The following is a 22,758-nucleotide window of genomic DNA, read 5'->3' as shown; positions in this document are numbered from 1 at the left end:
GGACTCCAGCATGCGCACCGAACAACCGAAGATGATTTACCTGAAGGACTATCAGGCGCCCGAGTACCTGATCGACGAAACACACCTGACCTTCGAGTTGTACGAGGACCACAGCCTGGTCCATGCGCAACTGGTGATGCGCCGTAATCCCGAGCGAGGCCCGGGCCTGCCGCCGCTGGTGCTGGATGGCCAGCAGCTGGAACTGCTGTCGGTGACGCTGGCCGATCAGGCGCTTTCTGATGCGCAATACCAGCTGACCGAGAATCACCTGACCCTGCACCCGACCAGCACCACCTTCACGGTCGACACCAGCGTCAGGATCCACCCGGAAACGAACACCGCACTGGAAGGCCTGTACAAGTCCGGCACGATGTTCTGCACCCAGTGCGAAGCCGAAGGCTTTCGCAAGATCACGTATTACCTTGACCGTCCGGACGTGATGAGCACCTTCACCACCACCGTGGTCGCCGAGCAGCACAGTTATCCGGTGCTGCTGTCCAACGGCAACCCGATCGCTTCCGGTCCCGGCGAAGACGGCCGGCACTGGGCGACCTGGGAAGACCCATTCAAGAAACCGGCGTACCTGTTTGCGCTGGTGGCCGGTGACCTGTGGGCCGTCGAAGACAGCTTCACCACCATGAGCGAGCGTAACGTGGCGCTGCGCATTTATGTCGAGCCGGAAAACATCGACAAGTGCCAGCACGCCATGAACAGCCTGAAGAAGTCCATGCGCTGGGACGAAGAGGTCTACGGTCGCGAGTACGACCTGGACATCTTCATGATCGTCGCCGTGAATGACTTCAACATGGGCGCCATGGAAAACAAGGGCCTCAACATCTTCAACTCCAGCGCCGTGCTGGCCAAGGCGGAAACCGCCACCGATGCCGCGCACCAGCGGGTCGAAGCGATCGTCGCCCACGAATACTTCCACAACTGGTCGGGCAACCGCGTGACCTGCCGCGACTGGTTCCAGCTGTCGCTCAAGGAAGGCTTCACCGTATTCCGCGATGCCGGCTTCTCCTCGGACATGAACTCGGCCACGGTCAAGCGCATCCAGGACGTTGCGTACCTGCGTACCCACCAGTTCGCCGAAGATGCAGGTCCCATGGCCCACGCCGTGCGCCCGGACAACTTCATCGAGATTTCCAACTTCTACACCCTGACCGTGTATGAAAAGGGCTCGGAAGTGGTCGGCATGATTCACACCTTGCTCGGTGCCGAAGGCTTCCGCAAAGGCAGCGACCTGTACTTCGAACGCCACGACGGCCAGGCCGTGACCTGCGATGACTTCATCAAGGCCATGGAAGACGCCAATGGGGTTGACCTGACCCAGTTCAAACGCTGGTACAGCCAGGCTGGTACACCGCGCCTGGCGGTGAGCGAGTCGTACGACGCAGCGGCGAAAACCTACAGCCTGACCTTCCGCCAGAGCTGCCCGGAAACCCCGGACAAGGTGCAAAAACTGCCGTTCGTGATCCCGGTCGAACTGGGCCTGCTGGATTCCAAAGGGGCGGCGATTACCCTGCGTCTGTCCGGTGAAGCCTCGACCCAAGGCACCTCGCGAGTCATTTCCGTGACCGAAGCCGAGCAGACCTTCACCTTCGTCGACATCGCCGAACAACCGTTGCCGTCGTTGCTGCGTGGCTTCTCGGCACCGGTGAAACTGAGCTTCCCGTACAACCGCGACCAGTTGATGTTCCTGATGCAGCACGATAGCGACGGTTTCAACCGCTGGGATGCCGGCCAGCAACTGTCGGTGCAGGTGCTGCAAGAGCTGATTGCCCAGCAGCAGAAGGGCGAAGCGCTGGTGCTCGATCAGCGTCTGGTGTCGGCGTTGCGCACGGTGCTCTCGGATGAGTCGCTGGACCAGGCGATGGTTGCCGAAATGCTGTCGTTGCCAAGCGAGGCGTACCTGACCGAGATCAGCGAAGTGGCGGATGTCGACGCCATTCACACCGCTCGCGAGTTTACCCGCAAGCAACTGGCTGACGCGTTGTTCGAAGGCCTGTGGCTGCGTTATCAGGCCAATCGCGACCTGTCCAAGCAAACGCCGTATGTGGCCGAAGCCGAACACTTTGCCCGCCGTGCGTTGCAGAACATCGCGCTGTCGTACCTGATGCTCAGCGGCAAGCCGGAAGTTTTGGCGGCAACCCTGGAGCAGTTCGATGCGTGCGACAACATGACCGAGCGCCTGACCGCGCTCGCCGTGTTGGTCAATTCGCCGTTCGAAGCCGAGAAGGCCAAGGCACTGGCCAGCTTCGCCGAGCACTTCAAGGACAACCCGCTGGTCATGGATCAGTGGTTCAGCGTCCAGGCCGGCAGTGTGTTGCCGGGTGGTCTGGCGCGGGTAAAGGCGTTGATGCAGCACCCGGCGTTCAACATCAAGAACCCGAACAAGGTGCGGGCACTGGTCGGTGCGTTCGCCGGGCAGAACCTGATCAACTTCCATGCCGCCGATGGTTCCGGGTATCGCTTCCTGGCGGATCTGGTGATCGAGTTGAATGGCTTTAATCCGCAGATTGCTTCTCGCCAGTTGGCGCCTTTGACTCGCTGGCGTAAGTACGACAGTGCTCGTCAGGCTTTGATGAAGGGGGAGCTGGAGCGGATTCGGGCTTCGGGGCAGTTGTCCAGTGATGTGTTTGAAGTGGTCAGCAAGAGTTTGGCTTGATCTTGGCTTTTTTGGACTTGGCGGCCTCTGGGCCGACCAAGGCCTTTGCTGATTGAGTACATATCCGTTTCTTCGGTAACGGCGGCTGGCGGTTTCGCCCTTACGGCGACTCACTTTTTTACAAGCGCGCCTAAAAAAGTAAGCAAAAAACGCTCGCCCCTTGCGTCCGGCCCCTCGCTAAGGCTCGGGGTTCCTTCGCTCCGGTATTCATCCGGGGGCATTGCCCTCCGGTCGGCTTCGCTTCGACCTACATGCAATGAGTTCGACTGCGTCGGACGGCGCTACGCGCCAATCCCCGGATAAACACCTCCGCTCAGCCTCCCGAGGGGGCGGGTGGATCAAGATCAAGAGCTGCAGGCGAGCTAACGCTCGGCCTGTTGAGTGGTGAAGAGCGAAGGTGTACGCCGACCCTCTGTAGGAGCTGACTTACTAGCGATGGCGGCCTGGAAGCTAACCATTCCCTCGCAGATGCACGCAAATCAAGCTGTAGGAGCTGGCTTGCCAGCTCCTACAGGAGGGAGGCGTGTATAGCCTCGCGATCAGGCCGCCTCGCTTTGGCTTTTGATGTGGCTTTTGATCTTCTTGCCCCCTCGAGAGGCCGAGCGCAGGTTCTGTGCAGTGGGCAACCCGGCATGGATGCCGGGTTAGCCGCCCCCGGCCATGGATGGCCGATGGCGGCGGGCCCACGGAGCAGGACCGGAGCGAGGGAATGCCGAGCCTAGGCGAGGCACCGAACGAAAGGGGCAAGAGCCCTTGGTTACTTGGGGCTCTTCCAAGTGACCCGCTGTAAGAGCGGAACCATAAGCCGCCGTTACCGCAGAAACGGATATGTACCCCAAACCCCAAACCCCAAACCCCAAACCCCAAACCCCAAACCCAAATCACCCCACCTGATACCCAACCATTCAGAACAAGCCCCCATCCCCCTCGGTTAACAAAACATAACGTGGCGTCGATTGTCAGGCATTAAAAAACACCGATAGGATAGGCCAGCTTCCGAAGGGGCTCTGGATTGCGGGTTTCAGGACTATGCTCTGAAACAGCCGGTCCAGACACGCACCCTTGCGGCGCCCAGAAAGGTTGAACGACCTAACAATAATAATGGGGGAAGGTCTATGAGTGAGCCTGTCATGGGTGTGGGTATCTGCCGCCCGCCGGCATTACGCAAATTCGCGTTGCTGGCCACAGCGCTCTCGCTGTTGGGCTCTGCCATGCTGTCGGCACCTGCGCTGGCCGCGGCGGCGCCAGCATCCGACGTTGTTTATTCCATTGAATCTGCCAAGGCTTCCAAAAGCCTGATGCTCGATGTCGTCCAAGCGGGCAAGCGCCTGGTGGCCGTCGGGGATCGTGGGCACATCCTGTATTCCGATGACCAGGGCGCTACCTGGACCCAGGCCAAGGTGCCAACCCGGGCCTTGCTGACCTCGGTGTTTTTCGTCGACGACAAGCACGGCTGGGCAGTCGGTCATGACGCGCAGATCCTCGCCAGCGAGGACGGCGGCAGCACCTGGACCAAACAGTTCGAAGACCTGAAGCGCGAATCGCCGCTGCTCGATGTCTGGTTCAAGGACGTCGACAGCGGCTTTGCCGTGGGCGCCTATGGCTCGCTGATGGAAACCACCGACGGTGGCAAGCATTGGGAAGACGCCAGCGACCGCCTGGACAACGAAGACCAGTACCACCTGAACGCGATTGCCGCGGTCAAGGACGCTGGGCTGTTCATCGTCGGCGAGCAGGGCAGCATGTTCCGCTCCGCCGATTGGGGCCAGACTTGGGAAAAACTCGAAGGTCCGTACGAGGGCTCGCTGTTTGGCGTGATCGGCACGGCGCAGCCCAATACCCTGTTGGCCTACGGCCTGCGCGGCAACCTCTATCGTTCCACCGACTTCGGCAGCACCTGGGAGCAAGTCCAGCTCAAGGCTGAACGTGGCGACCTGGAGTTCGGGCTGTCCGGCGGCACACTGCTCGATGATGGTTCCATCGTGATCGTCGGCAACGGCGGTTCGGTGATCCGCAGCAGCGACAATGGCGAAACCTTCAAGGTGGTCAACCGTCCGGACCGTATTTCGGTCTCGGCAGTGACTGCGGCAGGCAATGGCAATCTGGTTCTGGCCGGGCAGGGCGGCGTTCGCGTCACCTCGCCAAGCGGCACCGAGTCGGGCAAATGAGCCGGGTTAATAATAAGAAGGCGGAGCTATGACTTCCTTGAGTACTCATCACCAGGACAAGGCGACGTTCCTCGAGCGCCTGATCTTCAACAACCGCCCGGCAGTGATCACGATCTGCCTGCTGGTCAGTATTTTCCTGTTCTGGCAGGCGACGCTGATTCGTCCGTCCACCAGTTTCGAAAAAATGATCCCGCTGGAGCACCCGTTCATCCAGAAGATGATGGAGCACCGCAACGATCTGGCGAACCTGGGTAACACCGTGCGGATCTCGGTGGAAGCCACCGATGGCGACATCTTCTCCAAGGAGTACATGGAGACCCTGCGCCAGATCAACGACGAAGTGTTCTACATCTCCGGTGTCGACCGTTCTGGTCTCAAGTCGCTGTGGAGCCCGAGCGTTCGCTGGACCGAAGTGACGGAAGAGGGCTTCGCCGGCGGTGAAGTGATCCCGCAAAGCTACAACGGCTCCCAGGCCAGCCTCGACTTGCTGCGCAACAACGTGCTCAAGTCCGGTCAGGTCGGGCGCCTGGTGTCCAACGACTTCAAGTCGAGCATCGTCGATATTCCATTGCTGGAGTCCTATCCGGACCCGCAGGACCAGGGCAAGCTGCTGGCGCTGGACTATCGCAAGTTCTCTCACGAACTTGAAGACAAGATCCGCACCAAGTTCGAAGCACAGAACCCGAATGTGAAGATCCACATCGTCGGATTCGCCAAGAAAGTCGGTGACCTGATCGACGGCCTGGTGATGGTGGTGATGTTCTTCGGCATTGCCTTCGTCATTACCCTGGTCCTCCTGCTGTGGTTCACCAACTGCCTGCGCAGTACCGTCGCCGTGTTGAGCACGACGCTGGTGGCGGTGGTCTGGCAACTGGGGTTGATGCACTTCTTCGGTTTCGGGCTCGATCCTTACTCGATGCTGGTACCGTTCCTGATCTTCGCCATCGGTATTTCCCACGGCGTGCAGAAGATCAACGGGATCGCCCTGCAATCGAGCGAGGCGGACAACGCCCTGACGGCGGCTCGTCGCACTTTCCGTCAATTGTTCTTGCCAGGGATGATCGCGATCCTCGCCGATGCCGTGGGTTTCATCACGCTGCTGATCATCGATATCGGCGTGATTCGTGAGCTGGCCATCGGCGCGTCCATCGGCGTGGCGGTGATCGTGTTCACCAACCTGATCCTGCTGCCGGTGGCGATTTCCTATGTCGGTATCAGCAAGCGTGCCGTCGAACGCAGCAAAAAGGATGCGACTCGCGAGCATCCGTTCTGGCGTCTGCTGGCGAATTTTGCCAGCGCCAAAGTTGCCCCGGTTTCCATTCTGCTGGCGCTGATCGCCTTCGGTGGCGGCCTGTGGTACAGCCAGAACCTGAAAATCGGCGACCTCGACCAGGGTGCCCCGGAGCTGCGTCCGGACTCGCGCTACAACAAGGACAACAACTTCATCATCAACAACTACTCGACCAGTTCCGATGTGCTGGTGGTGATGGTCAAGACCAAGTCTGAAGGGTGCTCGCGCTACGAAGCCATGGCGCCGATCGACGAGTTGATGTGGAAGATGCAGAACACCGAGGGCGTGCAGTCGGCGATTTCCCTGGTGACTGTGTCCAAGCAAATGATCAAGGGCATGAATGAGGGCAACCTGAAATGGGAAACCCTGTCGCGTAACCCTGATGTGCTGAACAACTCCATCGCCCGCGCTGACGGCCTGTACAACAACAGCTGTTCCCTGGCGCCGGTGCTGGTGTTCCTCAACGATCACAAGGCCGAGACACTGGATCGTGCAGTGCATGCGGTGCAGGAGTTCGCCAAGGAAAACAACAAGGAAGGCCTGGAGTTCATCCTCGCTGCCGGTAACGCCGGGATCGAAGCCGCCACCAACGAAGTGATCAAGAAGTCCGAGCTGACCATCCTGATCTTGGTGTACATCTGCGTCGCGGTGATGTGCATGATCACCTTCCGCTCGTGGGCGGCGACCTTGTGCATCGTGCTGCCGCTGGTGCTGACCTCGGTGCTCGGCAACGCCCTGATGGCCTTCATGGGCATCGGCGTGAAAGTGGCGACCCTGCCGGTCGTGGCACTTGGTGTGGGGATTGGTGTGGACTACGGCATCTACATCTACAGCCGTCTGGAAAGCTTCCTGCGTGCCGGCCTGCCGCTGCAAGAGGCGTACTACCAGACGCTGAAGTCCACCGGAAAGGCGGTGCTGTTTACCGGTCTGTGCCTGGCCATCGGCGTGTGCACCTGGATCTTCTCGGCCATCAAGTTCCAGGCCGACATGGGTCTGATGCTGACCTTCATGCTGTTGTGGAACATGTTCGGTGCGCTGTGGCTGTTGCCGGCACTGGCACGGTTCCTGATCAAGCCTGAAAAACTGGCGGGACAGAAGGGCAATTCGCTGTTCGCCCATTGATTGATCGCTGAAATGAAAAAGCCGCAACCTCGGGTTGCGGCTTTTTTACATCTGAAGATAAACACCCCTTTGTGGGAGCCGGCTTGCTGGCTCCTACAGGGGGGGGCGTTTAGGCAGGATCGGTGCCCAACACCACATTCAACGCACTGCGCGCATCATCGAGCTGCACCAGCGTCGCATGTCGTGCACCCAGGGCGTCGCGGTTTTCGATGGCGGTCAGGATCGCCTTGTGCCGGGGCAGCGCCAGTTCATGCAGGTTCGGCCGCTGGTTCGAGTGCTTCAAGGCTTCGGCGATGGCCACCGAAAGCATGTTGCACAGGTTGGCCAGCAAGTCGTTGTGCGTGGCATCGGCGATGCGACTGTGGAAATCCAGGTCCGGCTGCAATAGCGCCTCCGGCGTCGGGGCGGCTTCCATGCGCTGGTAGGCCTCACCGATGGAGGCAATGTCCGCCTCCGTGGCGAATTGCGCGGCGAGGGCGGCAGCGGCCGGTTCGATGATGCTGCGCACGCTGGTCAGCAGGTCGAAAAACTGATTCTGCGGACTGCTCTGCATCAACCAGTGCAGCACGTCCGGGTCAAGCATGTGCCAGTCCTTGCGCGGCTTGACCACGGTGCCGACCCTCGGACGGGAGTACACCAGGCCCTTGGCAACCAGTACTCGGGTGGCTTCACGCAGCACCGGCCGGCTGACCGCATATTCTTCGCACAACAGCGCTTCGGCGGGCAGTTTGTCGTCCGGCAGGAAACGTCCCGAGACGATCTGCATGCCCAGTTCCTGGACGATGCGCGAGTGCATGCTTTTGCGGTCGGAGGGTTTGCGGTAATCCATGGGAAACGACGCGATCCTGTGCGAATAGGTGTCGCGCATGATAGCAGGCGCGGCGGGATGCATCAGTCGAAAGCTATGAGCACTCTGTGGCGAGGGGGCTTGCCCCCGCTCGGCTGCGCAGCAGCCGCAATCGTGCCAACGCGTTCTGCCTGGCAAAACACGTGGGTCGTATTGGGAGCGCTTCGCGCTCCAACGGGGGCAAGCCCCCTCTCCACAGGTGTTGGTATGACAGGAGGGACCTGTTATGTCAGTGAGAGTGGCGCGGTACTTCGGCGCCGCGGCAACCGACCAGGAAGTCGAAGTCACAACCCTGGTCCGCTTGCAGCACGTGGTCGATATACAGCTGACGATACCCACCGACGATCAGGTTCTGTGGCGGTTGCAGGTCAGCCATGCGCGCCGCCAGTTCGGCGTCCGGGATGTCCAGGTGCAGGCGGCCGCTGGCGCAATCGAGTTCGATCCAGTCACCTTCTTTCACGGCGGCCAACGGCCCGCCGGCGGCGGCTTCAGGGGCGACGTGCAGGACAACGGTGCCGTACGCCGTTCCGCTCATGCGCGCATCGGAAATGCGCACCATGTCGGTCACGCCCTGGGCCAGCAGTTTGGCCGGCAGGCCCATATTGCCGACTTCGGCCATGCCTGGATAACCCTTCGGCCCGCAGTTTTTCATCACCAGGATCGAGTTGGCATCCACGTCCAGTTCTGGGTCGTTGATCCGTGCCTTGTACATGTCGAAGTTCTCGAACACCACCGCACGGCCACGATGCTGCATCAACTCGGGCGTGGCGGCGGAAGGCTTGAGCACCGCGCCCAGTGGCGCCAGGTTGCCGCGTAATACGCAGATGCCGCCATCGGCGCGGATCGGGTTGTCGAGGGGGCGGATCACTTCGTCCTCGCCATAGATTGGCGCGTTCTTGGTGTTCTCGCCGATCGACTTGCCGTTGACGGTCAAGGCATTCGGGTTCGGGATCAGGTTGGCTTCACCGAGGCGACGCAGCACCGCCGGCAAGCCACCGGCGTAATAGAACTCTTCCATCAGGAAACGCCCGGACGGTTGCAGGTCGACGATGGTCGGCATGCCGCGACCGATACGGGTCCAGTCATCCAGGTCCAACTCCACACCAATGCGCCCGGCGATGGCCTTCAGGTGGATCACCGCGTTGGTCGAGCCGCCAATGGCGGCGTTGACGCGGATGGCGTTTTCGAAGGCTTCCTTGGTGAGGATCTTCGACAGCTTCAAGTCCTCGCGGACCATCTCTACGGCACGCATGCCGGACATATGTGCCAGCACATAACGGCGCGCATCCACGGCCGGGATCGCCGCGTTGTGGGGCAGGGAAGTGCCGAGCGCTTCTGCCATGCAGGCCATGGTCGAGGCGGTGCCCATGGTGTTGCAAGTGCCGGCCGAACGGGACATGCCGCCCTCGGCCGCGAGGAAGTCATCGATGCTGATGGTGCCGGCCTTGACCTGTTCGCTGAGCTGCCAGACCACAGTGCCGGAGCCGATGTCCTTGCCTTTGTGCTTGCCGTTGAGCATCGGCCCGCCGGTGACGACGATCGCGGGAACATCGCAACTGGCGGCACCCATCAGTAGCGCCGGAGTGGTTTTGTCGCAACCGGTCAGCAACACCACGCCATCGATCGGGTTGCCGCGAATCGCTTCTTCCACGTCCATGCTCGCCAGGTTGCGGGTGAGCATGGCGGTAGGGCGCAGGTTCGATTCGCCGTTGGAGAACACCGGAAACTCCACCGGGAAGCCGCCGGCCTCGATCACGCCGCGTTTGACGTGCTCGGCAATCTGGCGGAAATGCGCGTTGCACGGGGTCAGTTCCGACCAGGTGTTGCAGATGCCGATGATCGGCTTGCCATGGAACTGGTGGTCGGCGATGCCCTGATTCTTCATCCAACTGCGGTACATGAAGCCGTTCTTGTCGGCGGTGCCAAACCATTGGGCGGAGCGCAGGGTGGGTTTCTTATCAGACATGATCGATTCTCTTATTGTATGACTATATTGTTCAAGCTGAGGCGTAACATAAGCTCAAATCCCCATATTTGGAAGTGTTGTTGATTAAATAGTAATACTATATAGTCCGCTCAAACGGAGGGATGGCCCTGGCGAATATTTCGCGAGAGGCGTCCCCCGAGGTTCCATAACAACAACAATCGGAGACCGATCTCATGAGCCAGGAACTGCGGCTTATCCGTCGCATCACGCTGAAACTGATTCCCTTCCTGATCCTGCTGTACCTGATCGCCTACGTGGACCGCTCCGCGGTGGGCTTCGCCAAATTGCACATGGGCGCAGACATCGGCCTGGGCGATGCCGCCTACGGTCTCGGTGCCGGGCTGTTCTTCATTGGCTACTTCCTGCTGGAAATTCCCAGCAACCTGATGCTCGATCGCTTTGGCGCGCGGCGCTGGTTCGCACGGATCATGATCACCTGGGGCGCCATCACCATCGGCATGGCCTTCGTCCAGGGGCCGAACAGCTTTTATGTGATGCGCTTTTTGCTCGGTGCCGCCGAGGCGGGGTTCTTTCCGGGCGTTCTGTACTACATCACCCAATGGTTCCCGGTACGCCATCGCGGCAAGATCCTCGGGCTGTTCATCCTTTCCCAACCCATCGCGATGGTGATCACCGGCCCACTGTCCGGCGGCTTGCTGGGCATGGACGGCGTGTTGGGGCTGCATGGCTGGCAATGGCTGTTCATCGTCATCGGCACCCCGGCGATCCTGCTGACCTGGCCGGTACTGCGCTGGTTGCCGGACGGTCCGCAACAGGTGAAGTGGATGGACCAGGCGGAAAAGGACTGGCTCAGTGGCGAGTTGAAAAAGGATCTGGACGCGTATGGCCAGACCCGTCACGGCAATCCGTTGCACGCACTCAAGGACAAGCGTGTCCTGCTGCTGGCGCTGTTCTACTTGCCGGTAACCCTGAGCATCTATGGCCTCGGTTTGTGGCTGCCGACCTTGATCAAGCAGTTCGGCGGCAGCGACCTGGTGACCGGTTTTGTCTCAGCGGTGCCGTACATCTTCGGGATCATCGGCCTGCTGATCATTCCACGCAGTTCCGACCGTTTGAATGACCGCTACGGCCACCTCGCCGTGCTTTACGTGCTAGGTGCGATTGGCCTGTTCCTCAGCGCCTGGCTGTCGGTGCCGGTGCTGCAACTGGCGGCGCTGTGCCTGGTGGCGTTCGCACTGTTCTCCTGCACAGCGGTGTTCTGGACCCTGCCGGGCCGATTCTTTGCCGGCGCGAGTGCGGCGGCGGGAATCGCCTTGATCAACTCGGTGGGCAACCTCGGCGGCTACCTCGGTCCGTTCGTGATCGGCGCGTTGAAGGAGTACACCGGCAATCTCGCGTCCGGCTTGTATTTCCTTTCCGGGGTGATGGTGTTCGGCCTGATTCTGACTGGCGTCGTCTATCGCCTGCTGGAACGCAAACACGTCCTGCCAGCCGATGAGTTTGCGGCGAGTGCGCGTGGGGCGTCCCGTACCTGACAGGAAACAGTAAATCACCACGGACCCTGTGGGAGTCGTGTTTGCCCAGGTTCTGCGTTAACAGGAGAAAATTCATGCGATTGGTTCAGTTCGAATTGAGTAACGGCGAACGCCGTGTCGGCGTGGTCGAGGCAGACCAGGTCCGTGAAGTGCAGGACGCGCGCACCGTTCGCGATCTGGCATTGGCGGCGATCGAGGCGGGTGCAAGCCTTGAGCAACAAGTGAAGGCACTGGGCCTGGGCATCAGCCATGACTACGCCGAACTGCTGACGCAACGGCGCATCTTGCCGCCGCTGGACCATGTGGACCCGGCGCACATGCTGGTCAGCGGCACGGGCCTGACCCACCTGGGCAGCGCGTCGGCCCGGGACAAGATGCACCAGCAAAGTGGCGACGAAACCGCGATGACCGACACCATGCGCATCTTCAAATGGGGTGTGGAGGGTGGCAAGCCTGCGGCGGATGAAGCCGGTGTGCAGCCGGAATGGTTCTACAAAGGCGACGGCAGCATCGTCGTCAGGCCGGGCCAGCCGTTCCCGCTGCCACCGTTTGCCGAAGATGCCGGTGAAGAGCCGGAAATCGCTGGCCTGTACGTGATCGGTCACGATGGCAAGCCGTATCGACTGGGCTTTGCCGTGGGCAACGAGTTTTCCGATCACGTCATGGAGCGCAAGAACTACCTGTATCTGGCTCACTCGAAACTGCGCAGTTGCAGCTACGGCCCGGAATTGCGGGTCGGCGAACTGCCCCAGCATCTGGCCGGTACCAGCCGCATTCTGCGCGACGGCGAAGTGCTGTGGCAGAACGAGTTTCTCAGTGGCGAGGCGAACATGTGCCACAGCCTCGCCAACCTGGAGTTCCATCATTTCAAGTACAGCCAGTTCCTGCGCCCGGGGGATGTGCACATCCACTTTTTCGGCACCGCGACCCTGTCCTTCGCCGATGGCATTCGCACCCAGCCGGGTGATGTGTTCGAGATCACCCAGGCCGAATTCGGCGCGCCATTGATCAACGGCATCGCACCGGTCGCAGCGTCTTTCGAACCCGGCAGCGTCGGTACACTTTGAGGAATTACCCATGATCCGGATTCTTGGTCACAACTACATCGGCGGCCAGCGCAGCGCTGCCGGCAGCGTCAAGTTGCAGAGTGTCGATGCAACGACGGGCGAGGCTTTGCCCCACGACTTTTCCCAGGCGACAGTGCAGGAAGTCGATGCGGCGGCCTGCGCGGCGGCGGCCGCGTATCCGGTCTATCGCAGTCTGAGTGCGGAGCGTCGGGCGCAGTTTCTCGATGCCATTGCCGATGAGCTGGATGCCCTCAGTGATGATTTTGTCGCGGTGGTCTACCGCGAAACGGCATTGCCCGCAGGACGGATTCAAGGCGAGCGTGGACGTACCAGCGGGCAGATGCGCCTGTTTGCCAAAGTGCTGCGGCGTGGCGATTTCTACGGCGCACGGATCGACCGGGCATTGCCGGAACGGCAACCGTTGCCTCGCCCGGACCTGCGTCAATACCGTATCGGCCTGGGACCTGTGGCGGTGTTTGGGGCCAGCAACTTTCCGTTGGCGTTTTCCACCGCCGGCGGCGACACCGCGTCGGCGCTCGCCGCCGGGTGCCCGGTGGTGTTCAAGGCCCACAGCGGACACATGGCTACGGCCGAGCAAGTGGCCGACGCGATCATTCGCGCCGCCGAGAAAACCGCGATGCCGGCCGGTGTATTCAACATGATCTACGGCGGTGGCGTCGGCGCGGCGCTGGTCAAGCATCCGGCCATTCAGGCCGTTGGTTTCACCGGTTCGCTCAAGGGCGGTCGTGCCTTGTGCGACATGGCGGCGGCCCGTGCGCAACCGATTCCGGTGTTCGCCGAGATGTCGAGCATCAACCCGGTGATCGTGTTGCCCCAGGCATTGCAGGCGCGGGCCGACACGGTTGCCCGTGACCTTGTGGCGTCGGTGGTGCAGGGTTGCGGGCAGTTCTGCACCAATCCCGGTTTGGTCATCGGTATTCGCTCGGCGTCATTCAGCGCCTTTGTGCAGCAAGTGACCGGGTTGATGGCAGATCAGCCGGCGCAAACCATGCTCAACGCCGGCACCCTGGGCAGCTACGGCCAAGGGTTGCAAAAACTCCTCGCCCATTCGGGCATCGAGCATCTGGCCGGCAATCCGCAGCAGGGCAATCAGGCACAGCCGCAGTTGTTCAAGGCCGATGTCAGCCTGTTGATCGACGGTGATGAAGTGCTGCAGGAGGAAGTGTTCGGCCCGACTACGGTGGTGGTTGAAGTGGACGACCCTGCGCAGCTCACGGCCGCCTTGAACGGCCTGCATGGCCAGTTGACCGCCACCCTCATTGGCGAGCCGGAGGACTTCGAGCAGTTCGCCGGGTTGACTGCGTTGCTGGAACAGAAGGTCGGGCGCATCCTGCTCAATGGCTATCCGACGGGTGTGGAAGTCTGCGATTCGATGGTCCACGGCGGGCCTTACCCGGCTACGTCCGATGCGCGCGGTACGTCGGTGGGCACACTGGCCATCGATCGTTTCCTGCGCCCGGTGTGCTTCCAGAACTACCCGGACAGTTTGCTGCCGGAGGCGCTGAAGAACGGCAATCCGCTGGGTATCCAGCGGCTGGTCGATGGGCAGCCATCGCGCGACGGGTTGTAACAGACAGACCCAATCCCTGTGGGAGCAGGCTTGCCAGCGATGGCGGCCTGACAGTCAGCAAAGAGGTTGGATGTGCCGGCCTCATCGCTGGCAAGCCAGCTCCTACAGGTTTGTGTGAAACCCTGTTTGGGTGCATGAGCTATCATTGGCGCTTTCCCATTCAAAGACTGATTGCCATGACTGCCCCAACCGACACCTTGCTCAATGCCCTCGAACACTGCGGAATGGTGGAAATCGACGGGCTGCATGCCTTCGAATTCTCCCTCGACGAGTTTGATAACCTGCACATTGAATGCATGGATGGCCGTGTGGCCAAACACTGGGAGTTCACTCCGGCGCAGATCCAGGCCGCGACCTTCGACACTACGCTGCAAAGCTGGGTGATCACCGGTGACTCGGGTGAACACCGATTGGTGTGCCTGGGCGATGTCGTCAGCGGTGATAACGAAGATGACGACCAGGACGATGCGTAACCTCTGGCCACTGTTGATGGCCGGCAGCATCGGCGCCATGGGCGTCCAGGCTGCATCCGCCGACGACTATCAACTGCTCGTGGGCTCCTACACCGCCGGTCAAAGCCAGGGCATCTACCGCCTGGCGTTCGACAGCCGCACCGGGCAGATTGATGCCAGGCCCCTGCAAGTGATCAAGAGCGAAAACCCGTCGTGGCTGACCCTGTCGAAAGATCAGCGACACCTGTTCGTGGTCAACGAAAACGGCCCGGGCCAGACCGATCCGGTCGGGCGCGTCAGCAGTTACGCTATCGATCCCAAGACCCATGCGCTGAGCCTGATCAGCCAGGTGCAAAGCCTGGGCAACGAGCCGACCCATTCCAGTCTCAGCGCGGATGGTAGCCATTTGTTCGTCAGCAATTACTCGGTGGCCGAAGACCCAGGCGGCACTCTTGCGGTATTGCCGGTGACGGTCGATGGCAAGCTCAAACCCGTGGTGCAGATGAGCAGCCACCCGGCGAGTCGGGTCAATCCCGAACGCCAGGCGTCGGCTCATGTGCATTCGACCATCTCGTCGCCAGATGGCAAATACGTGTTTTCCAACGACCTGGGCGCCGACAAGGTGTTTGCCTACCGCTTCGACCCCAAGGCCAACCCGGAACTGCCGTTGACCGCGTCCACCCCTGCATTCGTGCAACTGCCACCGGGCAGCGGGCCGCGCCACCTGCTGTTCAGCGCCGATGGCAAACATGCCTGGCTGACCATGGAAATGAGCGCGCAAGTAGCGGTGTTCGATTACCACGACGGCCAACTCAAACAGACGCAGATGGTCGATCTGGCCGCCGGGCAACCGGTCTCAGACAAGGCAGCGGCGGCTTTGCATGCCTCGGCTGATGGCAAATTCCTCTACGTCAGCAACCGTGGTGCGGCCAATCAACTGTTGGTGTTTGCCATCGATCCGGCCAGCGGCCACCTCAAGGAGCTGCAACGCCGGGCGGTGGAGGGCGATCATCCGCGGGAATTCAGCCTCGATCCAAGTGGCAAGTTCCTGTTGATCGCCAACCAGAAGAGCAACCAGATCGTCGTCGTCGAACGCGATGCCAGGACCGGTCTGCTGGGCAAAACGGTACAAAAACTGCCGATGGACGCCCCGAGCGACCTGAAGTTTCTACCGCGTCAATAAGCCGCAGGCCCCGGTTGATGGGGCCTGCCTGCTTTTATCAATGACGCTGATATCTGGTAATGCTACAAAGCATTTCAAGGCATGAACCCTCGAGGGTTAAGTTTGCTTCACGGCCCCACCGGGCAAGCAAGCCAACTGAATCGAGGAATCCCGCCATGAACTTCAACATTTTCTCTGTCATCGCCGCTTCCGCCATCTCTGCCACCGTTGCGCTGCCAGCCAGTGCCAACAGTGAAATCAGCGACAAAAAAGCCCACACCCAGAGCTATACCCAGAAATACCTGCAACAGAGCGCCAACTTCTACGCTGCGCTGGATCACAAAAACCAAGCCTGAGCGTTTATCCCTGCCTTTATGCAGGAGCGAAGTCACTGATGATCGACAGCACTTGTGTTGAAAACGATCAGAGTGATGTCGCTCCTGCATAACGCATTTGCGACAGTATCAGTCTGCCATCAATGTCGCGCTTGATATCACATTCTATTCAACCCCCATTTTGTCGGCAGCCGACCCTGTTCCAAGTGAGCCGGAGCCAGCCCGCGAGCGCTTGATGAGTTTTATTGAAGGCTGAAATAGCCTGGCTTAATGATCAACGAAGCTGATGGTCACTATGGATAACCCTGAGTGGTTACCCAGGCTTTTTTGATCGATTCTGTGGGCATTGAAACATGCCTGTGGAGAACATCATGGCCAGCTCAATTCTCACTTCTGCCAAACACGGCGCCTATTTGGCGATCGGTCTGTACCTTGCCATGGTGCTGGTGGTCAGCCTGTCGTCCCAATCGCAGTTCACCTTCGAAGCACCGATCCAGGTCGCTCATCCCGGTATCCAGTTTGAACACCGCGCGCAAAAAGCGAGCGCTGAACAGGCTGAACTCGCAGGAGTCGCCGGCGCATGAAAGGGTGCAAGCTTTTGATCATCGCTTTCCTGGCATTCATCACCAATGGCTTTTCCTTGCTGGGGATCGGGCAAGGCTCGATAGGCGGCGTGGCCCGTGCCATGGAGGCCAACCACAACATTGCACGCAATATCGACACCGCCAAGGCCATGGGGCTGTTGGCAGGCAACCCGCCGGTCAGGAATGAAGGGGTGGTGTTCGGGCCGTTCCAGGTGGATTGCTCGGCTATCGGGATGTGCGGGGTGTTGGCCTGAATCTCACTGTCGATGAAAGGCTTTTGTGGCGAGGGGGCTTGCCCCCGTTCGGCTACGCAGTAGCCGCAAAACCTATGCATGCGATCTGGAGATGCCGCGATAGTCCGCGATAGGGGTTGCTCCGCAACCCAACGGGGGCAAGCCCCCTCGCCACAGTGTGTGGTGGCTTACTTGCGCATCACACCGGTAAACAACTCCGACTCCAGAAACCGCTGCAACCAATCCTGCAACCGCTTATACGGCGTCTGCGCGAACCATTCGCGGTCGACGTGGGCGAACTGGCGCACGAAGGGCATCAACGCCACATCGGCCAGGCTTGGATGGTCGGCCAGCAAGTAGTCACGTCCCTCCAGCAACTCATCCAGCCTTTGCAGAATCACCTCGCCTTCGCCGCGATACGCCTCCATCGGCTGCTCGGGATAGCGCTCGGCGTACTTGTAGCGATTCAAGTGCACCTTGAACACCTCATCGTTCTGTTCGATCAGCGTGGCGATTTGCGCCGCTGCGTCAGGATCATCCTTGAGCAGCCAGTCCTGCGGATCATTCTGTGCCAGCGCCCAGCGCATGATGTCGAGGCTTTCGTCGATTACCCGGCCATCGGCGCTCAGCACTGGCACCGTGCCTTTGCCCGACAGCGCGAGCATCTCGGCGGGCTTGGCTTTCAGGCTGACTTCGACGATGTCCACGGCCACGCCCGAATAACGCAGGGCCATGCGTGCGCGCATGGCGTATGGGCAGCGGCGGAAGGAATACAGCCTGTTCATTTCACCTCCAGGGTGCTCAGGCCATTGCCTTGGCGGCGGACCTGGATCTGCACCGGAATCCGTTCATGCATTTCCTGTACGTGGGAAATCACCGCGACCTTGCGCCCCTGGGCCTGCAGGCCGTCGAGGGCGTCCATGGCCAGTTGCAGGGATTCCGGATCGAGGCTGCCGAAGCCTTCGTCGATGAACAGCGACTCGATTTTCAGCGTGCTCGACGCCATCGACGCCAGGCCGAGAGCCAACGCCAGCGAGACCAGGAAGGTCTCGCCACCGGACAGCGAATGCACCGAACGCAGTTCGTCGCCCATTTCGGTGTCCATCACCAGCAACCCGAGCATGCTGCCGCCGCGCTTGAGGCGATAGCGGCGCACCAGTTGGCGCAATTGCACGTTGGCGTGATGCACCAGCAGGTCGAGGTTGTAGGCCTGGGCGATCTTGCGGAAAGTGTCGCCGGTGGCGGAGCCGATCAAGGCATTCAGGCGTGCCCAGCGCTGATACTCGTTGTAAGCGTCGGCAATCTGGTGCGCCAGGGCCTGGTTGGCATTCTGCCGACGCTGGTCCTCGGCCTGTTCGGCGCGCAATTCGGCGCAGTGATGCTCGCAGGTGGCGGCGAGGTTTTGCAGGTCGACCAGTGCCGCGGCCAACTGCTCGGCATCAAGGTTTCCGTTGTGTTGTGCCTGGTGAGCGAGCAAGCGCTTGTCGCGCTCCTGCACCAGGACGCTGGCCTGTTCGATGGCTTTCTCGCTGTGCTGCAAGCGCTGGCGCAGTTCGCTGACCTGGGCGTCGTCGACGCGCAGCAGGTCTTCGAGGCCGCCGTCATTCAGCTCGGGATGGCGGGCGCGCCAATCGCCGATCTTGCCGGCGAGCTCACGTTCTTCGCCTTCCAGTGCGTGCAGGCGCTCCTGCTGGGCCTTGAGCTCGGCGGCGAGTTGCACTGACTGCGTGTGCACGCTTTGCAACGTCTGCGCGGTATTGGTTTCGGCGCTGCGCGCCTGCTCCACGGCCTGTTCCAGTTGCTGCTGCCAATGCTCGGCGCTGCTGTGTTCGCCGAGCAGTTGCCCGAGCGTGTGCTGGCTCGCCTGTTGCTGCTCGGCCAGGCCGGTGAACTGCTGTTCGGCAGTCTGCAATTGCTGCACGCGGCTTTGCTGGCGATCCTGCTCCTTCTCCAGGTTTTGCTGGCGCTGTTGCTGCTCGGCCAGTTCTTCCTTTTGTTGCTCGAGCTGCGCCAGGCGCGCGGCGATCTGCCGGTCGAGCTGCATGAAGGTCGCGGCCGGCTCGACGCGCAGCGCTTGCAGGGTCTCGGCTGGCAGCAGATTAGCGAATGCGCTGAGCTCTTCGTCCAGGCGCTGGCGGTCGTTGCCCAGTTCACGCTGTTGGTTGCTCAGGTGCTGGGCCGCTTGCTGGTACGCGGTTTCGGCATGACGCAGTTGCTGGGTCAGGCGCACGGCATCCTGTTGCAGGGTGAGCAGGGCACTCTGCCGTTGCTCGTCCTGGCTGATGCTCTGGTTGAGCTGACTGTTTTGCTGGTTGAGCCAGGCGTCGCGTTTGGCGGCGTCCTGATTAAGCAGTTGGGCTGCCAGCGGATGAGCGTCCAGGCTCGGTGCGAGGGCTTGCTGGCGGGTCGCCAGTTGCTCCTGCTGTTGCAGCAGTTCCTTTTGCTGGGCGATCAGCCCGCCCACTTCGGCCCGCAAGTCGGTGAGTTTTTCCTTGAGCAGGTCGACGGCCATTTGCGCGTTGGCCTGTTCGCTTTCATCAAAACGCCCGAGGCTTTGCAGCAGTGCCTCCGGCTGATGATAGGGATGCTCGTTGCTGCCGCAGACCGGGCATGGCTGATCGTCTTGCAACTGCGCGCGCAGCTCTTCGACACTGGCACTGCGCGCCAGACGCTGGCGCTCCAGCAGTTCGCGAGTGACGTTGAGGGTCTGTTCGGCAACGCTCAGATCAGCCTTGGCCTTGACCCCGTCCTGGGTCAGGCGCTCACGCGCCTGTTGCGCGGTGAGCTGGCGCTGTTGCAGCTCGGCGCCGTGCTGGTCCAGTTCCTGCTGACTGGCCCACAAGCGCGTCAGGTCTTCGACGGCGCGCAGTTGTTTACGGTTGTCCTGCAACAGGCTGCCGAGGATACCGATCTGCTCGGCGACGGCATCCGGTTCGGCGCCGGCCTCCTTGAACAGCACCTCCAGTTGCTGCTTCTGCGCGCTAAGGGTTTGTTCGGCGCTCGTGGCGTTTTGCTCGAGGCTGGCCAGTTCGGCCTGGCCCTGATTCAGGCGGTTGCCAATCAACATCAACTGTTGCAGGCGATCACGGTAGGCATTCCAGGCATCGCTCAACGGTGCCAGATGAGCGCTTTGCTCCAGCTCGGTGGCGATGCGCTGCAAGTCCCCGGCGCCACGGGTCTGCTGATCGAGCAAGGTCTGAATAGTGTTCTGGCCCTGAGTGCAGGCCTGTTGCGCCTGTTGCCTGGCCTCGGCACTGAGGGCGGCATCCTTGGCCAGGCGTGCGAGGGTGCTTTGCGCTTCGAAGGCCTGACGCAACAACGGCGTGCTGTCGGCTTGCCGCTGTTGCGTTTCGCCTAGCACGATCCGGGCGGCACTGAGCTGTTGCTCAAGTTGCGTTTGACGCTCACCGAGTTCGCCCTGTTGCTGCGTATGCAGGGCAATTTGTGCCGCCAAGGGTGCCAGCAGCCCATCGACCTCGGCTTTACGGGCGAACTGGTGCCGTTGCGGGGCCAATTGTTCGAGGCGGGTGTGCCTCAAACGCTCGCTGGCGAGGCTATCCCAATGGGTCTGGGCCGATTGCAGTTGCTCGGTCGCGGCCAGATGCTCGTCCTGCAATCGACGCAGGTCCTTGAGCCAGGTGTCCTGCAGTTCAAGCTGCTTGAGTTGCACCTGTTGAGTCTTGAGCTGCTGCTGCGCCTGGTTGAAACGCTCATCCAGTTCCGCACGGGCCTCGGGCGACAGCGGCGTCACACCACTGGCCTGATCCTGCAGCAGCTTGTGAGCCTCGCGGGCCTCCTTGGTCTTGTCGAATGCCCGACGACCGAGGCGGGTATAGAGCGCCGTGTCGGTGAGCTTTTCCAGCAGTTCGCTGCGGTCGTTGTCGTCGGCCTTGAGGAACGCACTGAACTCACTCTGCGCCAGCAGCACGGCACGGGTGAATTGTTCGAAATTCAGGCCCAATGCGGCTTCGAGCTGAGCCTTGTATTCGCCTTTCTGGCTGGCCAGCAATTGATCCTGATCGATGTCGCGCAGGCTCTGGCGGCTGGCCTGCAGCTTGCCGCCGGCCTTGTCCCGGGCGCGATTGGCTTCCCAGCGGGCGCGGTAACGACGGCCGTCGACACCGACGAAATCCACTTCCGCATAGCCCTCACCCGTGCCGCGACGTAGCAGGGTGCGCGGGTCGCCGGTACCGATTTCGCCATCGGCGTCCGGCACCTTGGCGTCACGGCCGGTGTTGTTCAGGCGTGGTACGGCGCCAAACAGCGCCAGGCACAGGGCATCGAGCAGGGTGCTTTTACCGGCACCGGTGGGGCCGGTAATGGCGAACAGTCCGGCACTGGCCAGGGGTTCAGCAGTGAAGTCGATTTCAAACGGCCCGGCCAGCGAGGCGAGGTTTTTCAGGCGGATCGCGAGGATTTTCATGGTTGTTCGCTCTCCATCTGCACGTATTGCAACAGCTCGGCAAAGTCCTTGAGGGTCTGCTCGTCGACCTCGCTGCCGTAGTTGTCCTGCCAGGCACGGCTGAACAGTTCCTGAGGCGTGAGCTGGTCCAGTTCGATCAATGCGTTGCCATCGTCGCTGCCGTCACGATTGCCGTTGCCGGCGTACTCGGCGGCAATGCGCACCAGGCGCACGGCCTTGCCTTGCAGGGCGGTTTCCACTTGATTGCGCAAGTCAGGCTGCGGTTCATCGAGGCGCACCCGCACCTCCAGCCATGGCTGGCGCTGGAGGTCGGCCAACAGGTCGATGTTCGGCAGGTCCGCCAGTTGCAGCAAGATTTCGCTCAATGGCGCCGGGCCGATGCGTTGCAGGTTGACTGCGCGGGGGATCAGTTTCGGCTCGACGCTGACCAGGGTTTCGCCGTCGAGTCTGATGTCGAGAATCTGGTGCTGATAGCTGATTTCGGAGAACGACAACGGAATCGGCGAGCCGCAGTAGCGAATGCGCTCCTCGCCGTTGACCTTCTGCGGCTTGTGCAGGTGACCGAGGGCCACGTAGCTGATGCTCGGCCCGAACAGGCTGGCGGGCAGGGCTTCGGCGTTGCCGATGATCAGACTGCGCTCGGAGTCTTCCGACACCGATCCGCCCGCCATGTGCGCGTGGCTGATGGCGATCAGTGCCTGACCCGGCTGGCGCTTGGCGTTGGCCGCTTCGATCAGCCATTCGTGCACCTGACCGATCCCGCGCAGGTAGTTGTCGCCCAAGTGCGCGCCGGTGACTTCCGCCGGGCGCAGAAATGGCAGTGTCAGACACCAACCGGCGATTTCACCTCTGGCATCCGGCAATGGCAGTAGCAGGCGCTCGGCGTCCAGTTGCCCGTCATCCAGCCACAACACACGACCGAGCGCATGAGTGCGCAAGCGCCGCATCAATGGCGCGGGCAGTTCGATCCGCGAGCCGGAGTCGTGGTTGCCGGCGATCATCACGATGGTCAGCGATGGCTGCTGCTCGTGGGCGCTGACGATGAAATCGTAGAGGCGTTCCTGGGCTTTTACCGGCGGATTGACCGTGTCGAAGATGTCGCCGGCGATCAACAGCACGTCCGGTTGATCCAGTTTCAGCTGGCGCAACAGCCACTCAAGAAAACAGCCGTGTTCGAAATCGCGATCCTGGCCGTGCAGGTTTTGCCCCAGGTGCCAGTCGGAGGTGTGAAACAAGCGCAAGGCGGACTCCGCTACAAAATAGGTGATGGCCGCGTGAAAAATGAAGGCGGCGAAAGGGGGGAGAGTTTACTGGCAAAAAAGTCCGGTCGCG

General features: G+C 61.1%; 16 protein-coding genes. 11 read left to right on the top strand and 5 right to left on the bottom strand.

Annotation, left to right across the window (positions count from 1 at the left end; all coding sequences use genetic code 11):
• Positions 1-10: 10 nt before the first annotated feature.
• The 3 genes from pepN (at position 11) to B0D71_RS04305 (ending at position 7,249) form a co-directional block, all read left to right on the top strand.
• Positions 11-2,668 carry an aminopeptidase N gene (pepN, locus tag B0D71_RS04315; protein WP_103393636.1) on the top strand — a complete coding sequence of 886 codons (2,658 nt, stop codon included), beginning with the start codon at positions 11-13 and terminating at the stop codon, positions 2,666-2,668.
• Positions 2,669-3,783: 1,115 nt separating this feature from the next.
• Positions 3,784-4,836, top strand: coding sequence for a WD40/YVTN/BNR-like repeat-containing protein (locus B0D71_RS04310; protein WP_103393635.1), 1,053 nt, complete (start codon positions 3,784-3,786; stop codon positions 4,834-4,836).
• 28 nt (positions 4,837-4,864) lie between these two features.
• Positions 4,865-7,249 (top strand): efflux RND transporter permease subunit, encoded by a 2,385-nt coding sequence (locus B0D71_RS04305; RefSeq protein ID WP_103393634.1) that lies wholly within the window; start codon positions 4,865-4,867, stop codon positions 7,247-7,249.
• Positions 7,250-7,358: 109 nt separating this feature from the next.
• Here B0D71_RS04305 and B0D71_RS04300 read toward each other — a convergent pair whose 3' ends face one another.
• Both B0D71_RS04300 and B0D71_RS04295 read right to left on the bottom strand, forming a co-directional pair.
• On the bottom strand, positions 7,359-8,078 hold the full coding sequence (locus tag B0D71_RS04300; protein ID WP_057398087.1) for a FadR/GntR family transcriptional regulator: 720 nt from the start codon (positions 8,076-8,078) through the stop codon (positions 7,359-7,361).
• A 247-nt stretch (positions 8,079-8,325) separates the two neighbouring features.
• Entirely contained in the window at positions 8,326-10,062 is a 1,737-nt protein-coding gene (locus tag B0D71_RS04295) for an IlvD/Edd family dehydratase (RefSeq protein ID WP_103393633.1), read from the bottom strand.
• A gap of 194 nt (positions 10,063-10,256) precedes the next feature.
• On the opposite strand from B0D71_RS04295, the gene B0D71_RS04290 reads away from it, so the two are divergent.
• The 8 genes from B0D71_RS04290 to B0D71_RS04255 all read left to right on the top strand — a co-directional run bounded on the left by B0D71_RS04290 (position 10,257) and on the right by B0D71_RS04255 (position 17,024).
• Positions 10,257-11,579: an MFS transporter gene (locus B0D71_RS04290; RefSeq protein ID WP_103393632.1), complete on the top strand. Its 1,323-nt coding sequence runs from the start codon at positions 10,257-10,259 to the stop codon at positions 11,577-11,579.
• A gap of 74 nt (positions 11,580-11,653) precedes the next feature.
• Entirely contained in the window at positions 11,654-12,646 is a 993-nt protein-coding gene (araD1, locus tag B0D71_RS04285; protein WP_103393631.1) for an AraD1 family protein, read from the top strand.
• 10 nt (positions 12,647-12,656) lie between these two features.
• Positions 12,657-14,237 (top strand): aldehyde dehydrogenase (NADP(+)), encoded by a 1,581-nt coding sequence (locus B0D71_RS04280; protein ID WP_103393630.1) that lies wholly within the window; start codon positions 12,657-12,659, stop codon positions 14,235-14,237.
• Positions 14,238-14,371: 134 nt separating this feature from the next.
• Complete coding sequence (locus tag B0D71_RS04275) at positions 14,372-14,710, top strand: DUF5629 family protein (RefSeq protein ID WP_103393629.1); 339 nt, start codon at positions 14,372-14,374, stop codon at positions 14,708-14,710.
• A complete protein-coding gene (locus tag B0D71_RS04270; RefSeq protein ID WP_103393628.1) occupies positions 14,703-15,872 on the top strand; it encodes a lactonase family protein in 1,170 nt (389 codons plus the stop codon). Before B0D71_RS04275 ends, B0D71_RS04270 begins: the two co-directional genes overlap by 8 nt.
• 155 nt (positions 15,873-16,027) lie before the next feature.
• Complete coding sequence (locus tag B0D71_RS04265; protein ID WP_103393627.1) at positions 16,028-16,207, top strand: hypothetical protein; 180 nt, start codon at positions 16,028-16,030, stop codon at positions 16,205-16,207.
• Positions 16,208-16,557: 350 nt separating this feature from the next.
• Positions 16,558-16,770: a hypothetical protein gene (locus tag B0D71_RS04260; RefSeq protein WP_103393626.1), complete on the top strand. Its 213-nt coding sequence runs from the start codon at positions 16,558-16,560 to the stop codon at positions 16,768-16,770.
• Entirely contained in the window at positions 16,767-17,024 is a 258-nt protein-coding gene (locus tag B0D71_RS04255) for a hypothetical protein (protein ID WP_103393625.1), read from the top strand. The genes B0D71_RS04260 and B0D71_RS04255 overlap by 4 nt, the downstream gene beginning before the upstream one ends.
• A 167-nt stretch (positions 17,025-17,191) precedes the next feature.
• Here the strand turns inward: B0D71_RS04255 and B0D71_RS04250 are convergent, their stop codons facing one another.
• The 3 genes from B0D71_RS04250 to B0D71_RS04240 are packed head-to-tail and all read right to left on the bottom strand — an operon-like array spanning position 17,192 to position 22,667.
• Positions 17,192-17,788 carry a glutathione S-transferase gene (locus B0D71_RS04250; RefSeq protein WP_103393624.1) on the bottom strand — a complete coding sequence of 199 codons (597 nt, stop codon included), beginning with the start codon at positions 17,786-17,788 and terminating at the stop codon, positions 17,192-17,194.
• Positions 17,785-21,426: an AAA family ATPase gene (locus B0D71_RS04245; RefSeq protein WP_103393623.1), complete on the bottom strand. Its 3,642-nt coding sequence runs from the start codon at positions 21,424-21,426 to the stop codon at positions 17,785-17,787. The genes B0D71_RS04250 and B0D71_RS04245 overlap by 4 nt, the downstream gene beginning before the upstream one ends.
• The gene (locus B0D71_RS04240) at positions 21,423-22,667 is read right to left on the bottom strand and encodes an exonuclease SbcCD subunit D C-terminal domain-containing protein (protein ID WP_103393622.1); all 1,245 of its coding nucleotides are present in this window, start codon (positions 22,665-22,667) and stop codon (positions 21,423-21,425) included. Before B0D71_RS04240 ends, B0D71_RS04245 begins: the two co-directional genes overlap by 4 nt.
• Positions 22,668-22,758: the final 91 nt, after the last annotated feature.

Origin of the sequence: Pseudomonas laurylsulfativorans, from assembly GCF_002906155.1 — a bacterium.
Lineage (GTDB): Bacteria > Pseudomonadota > Gammaproteobacteria > Pseudomonadales > Pseudomonadaceae > Aquipseudomonas > Aquipseudomonas laurylsulfativorans.
Note: the sequence above shows the minus strand (reverse complement) of the source record. Positions and strands in the feature narration are given on the sequence as shown.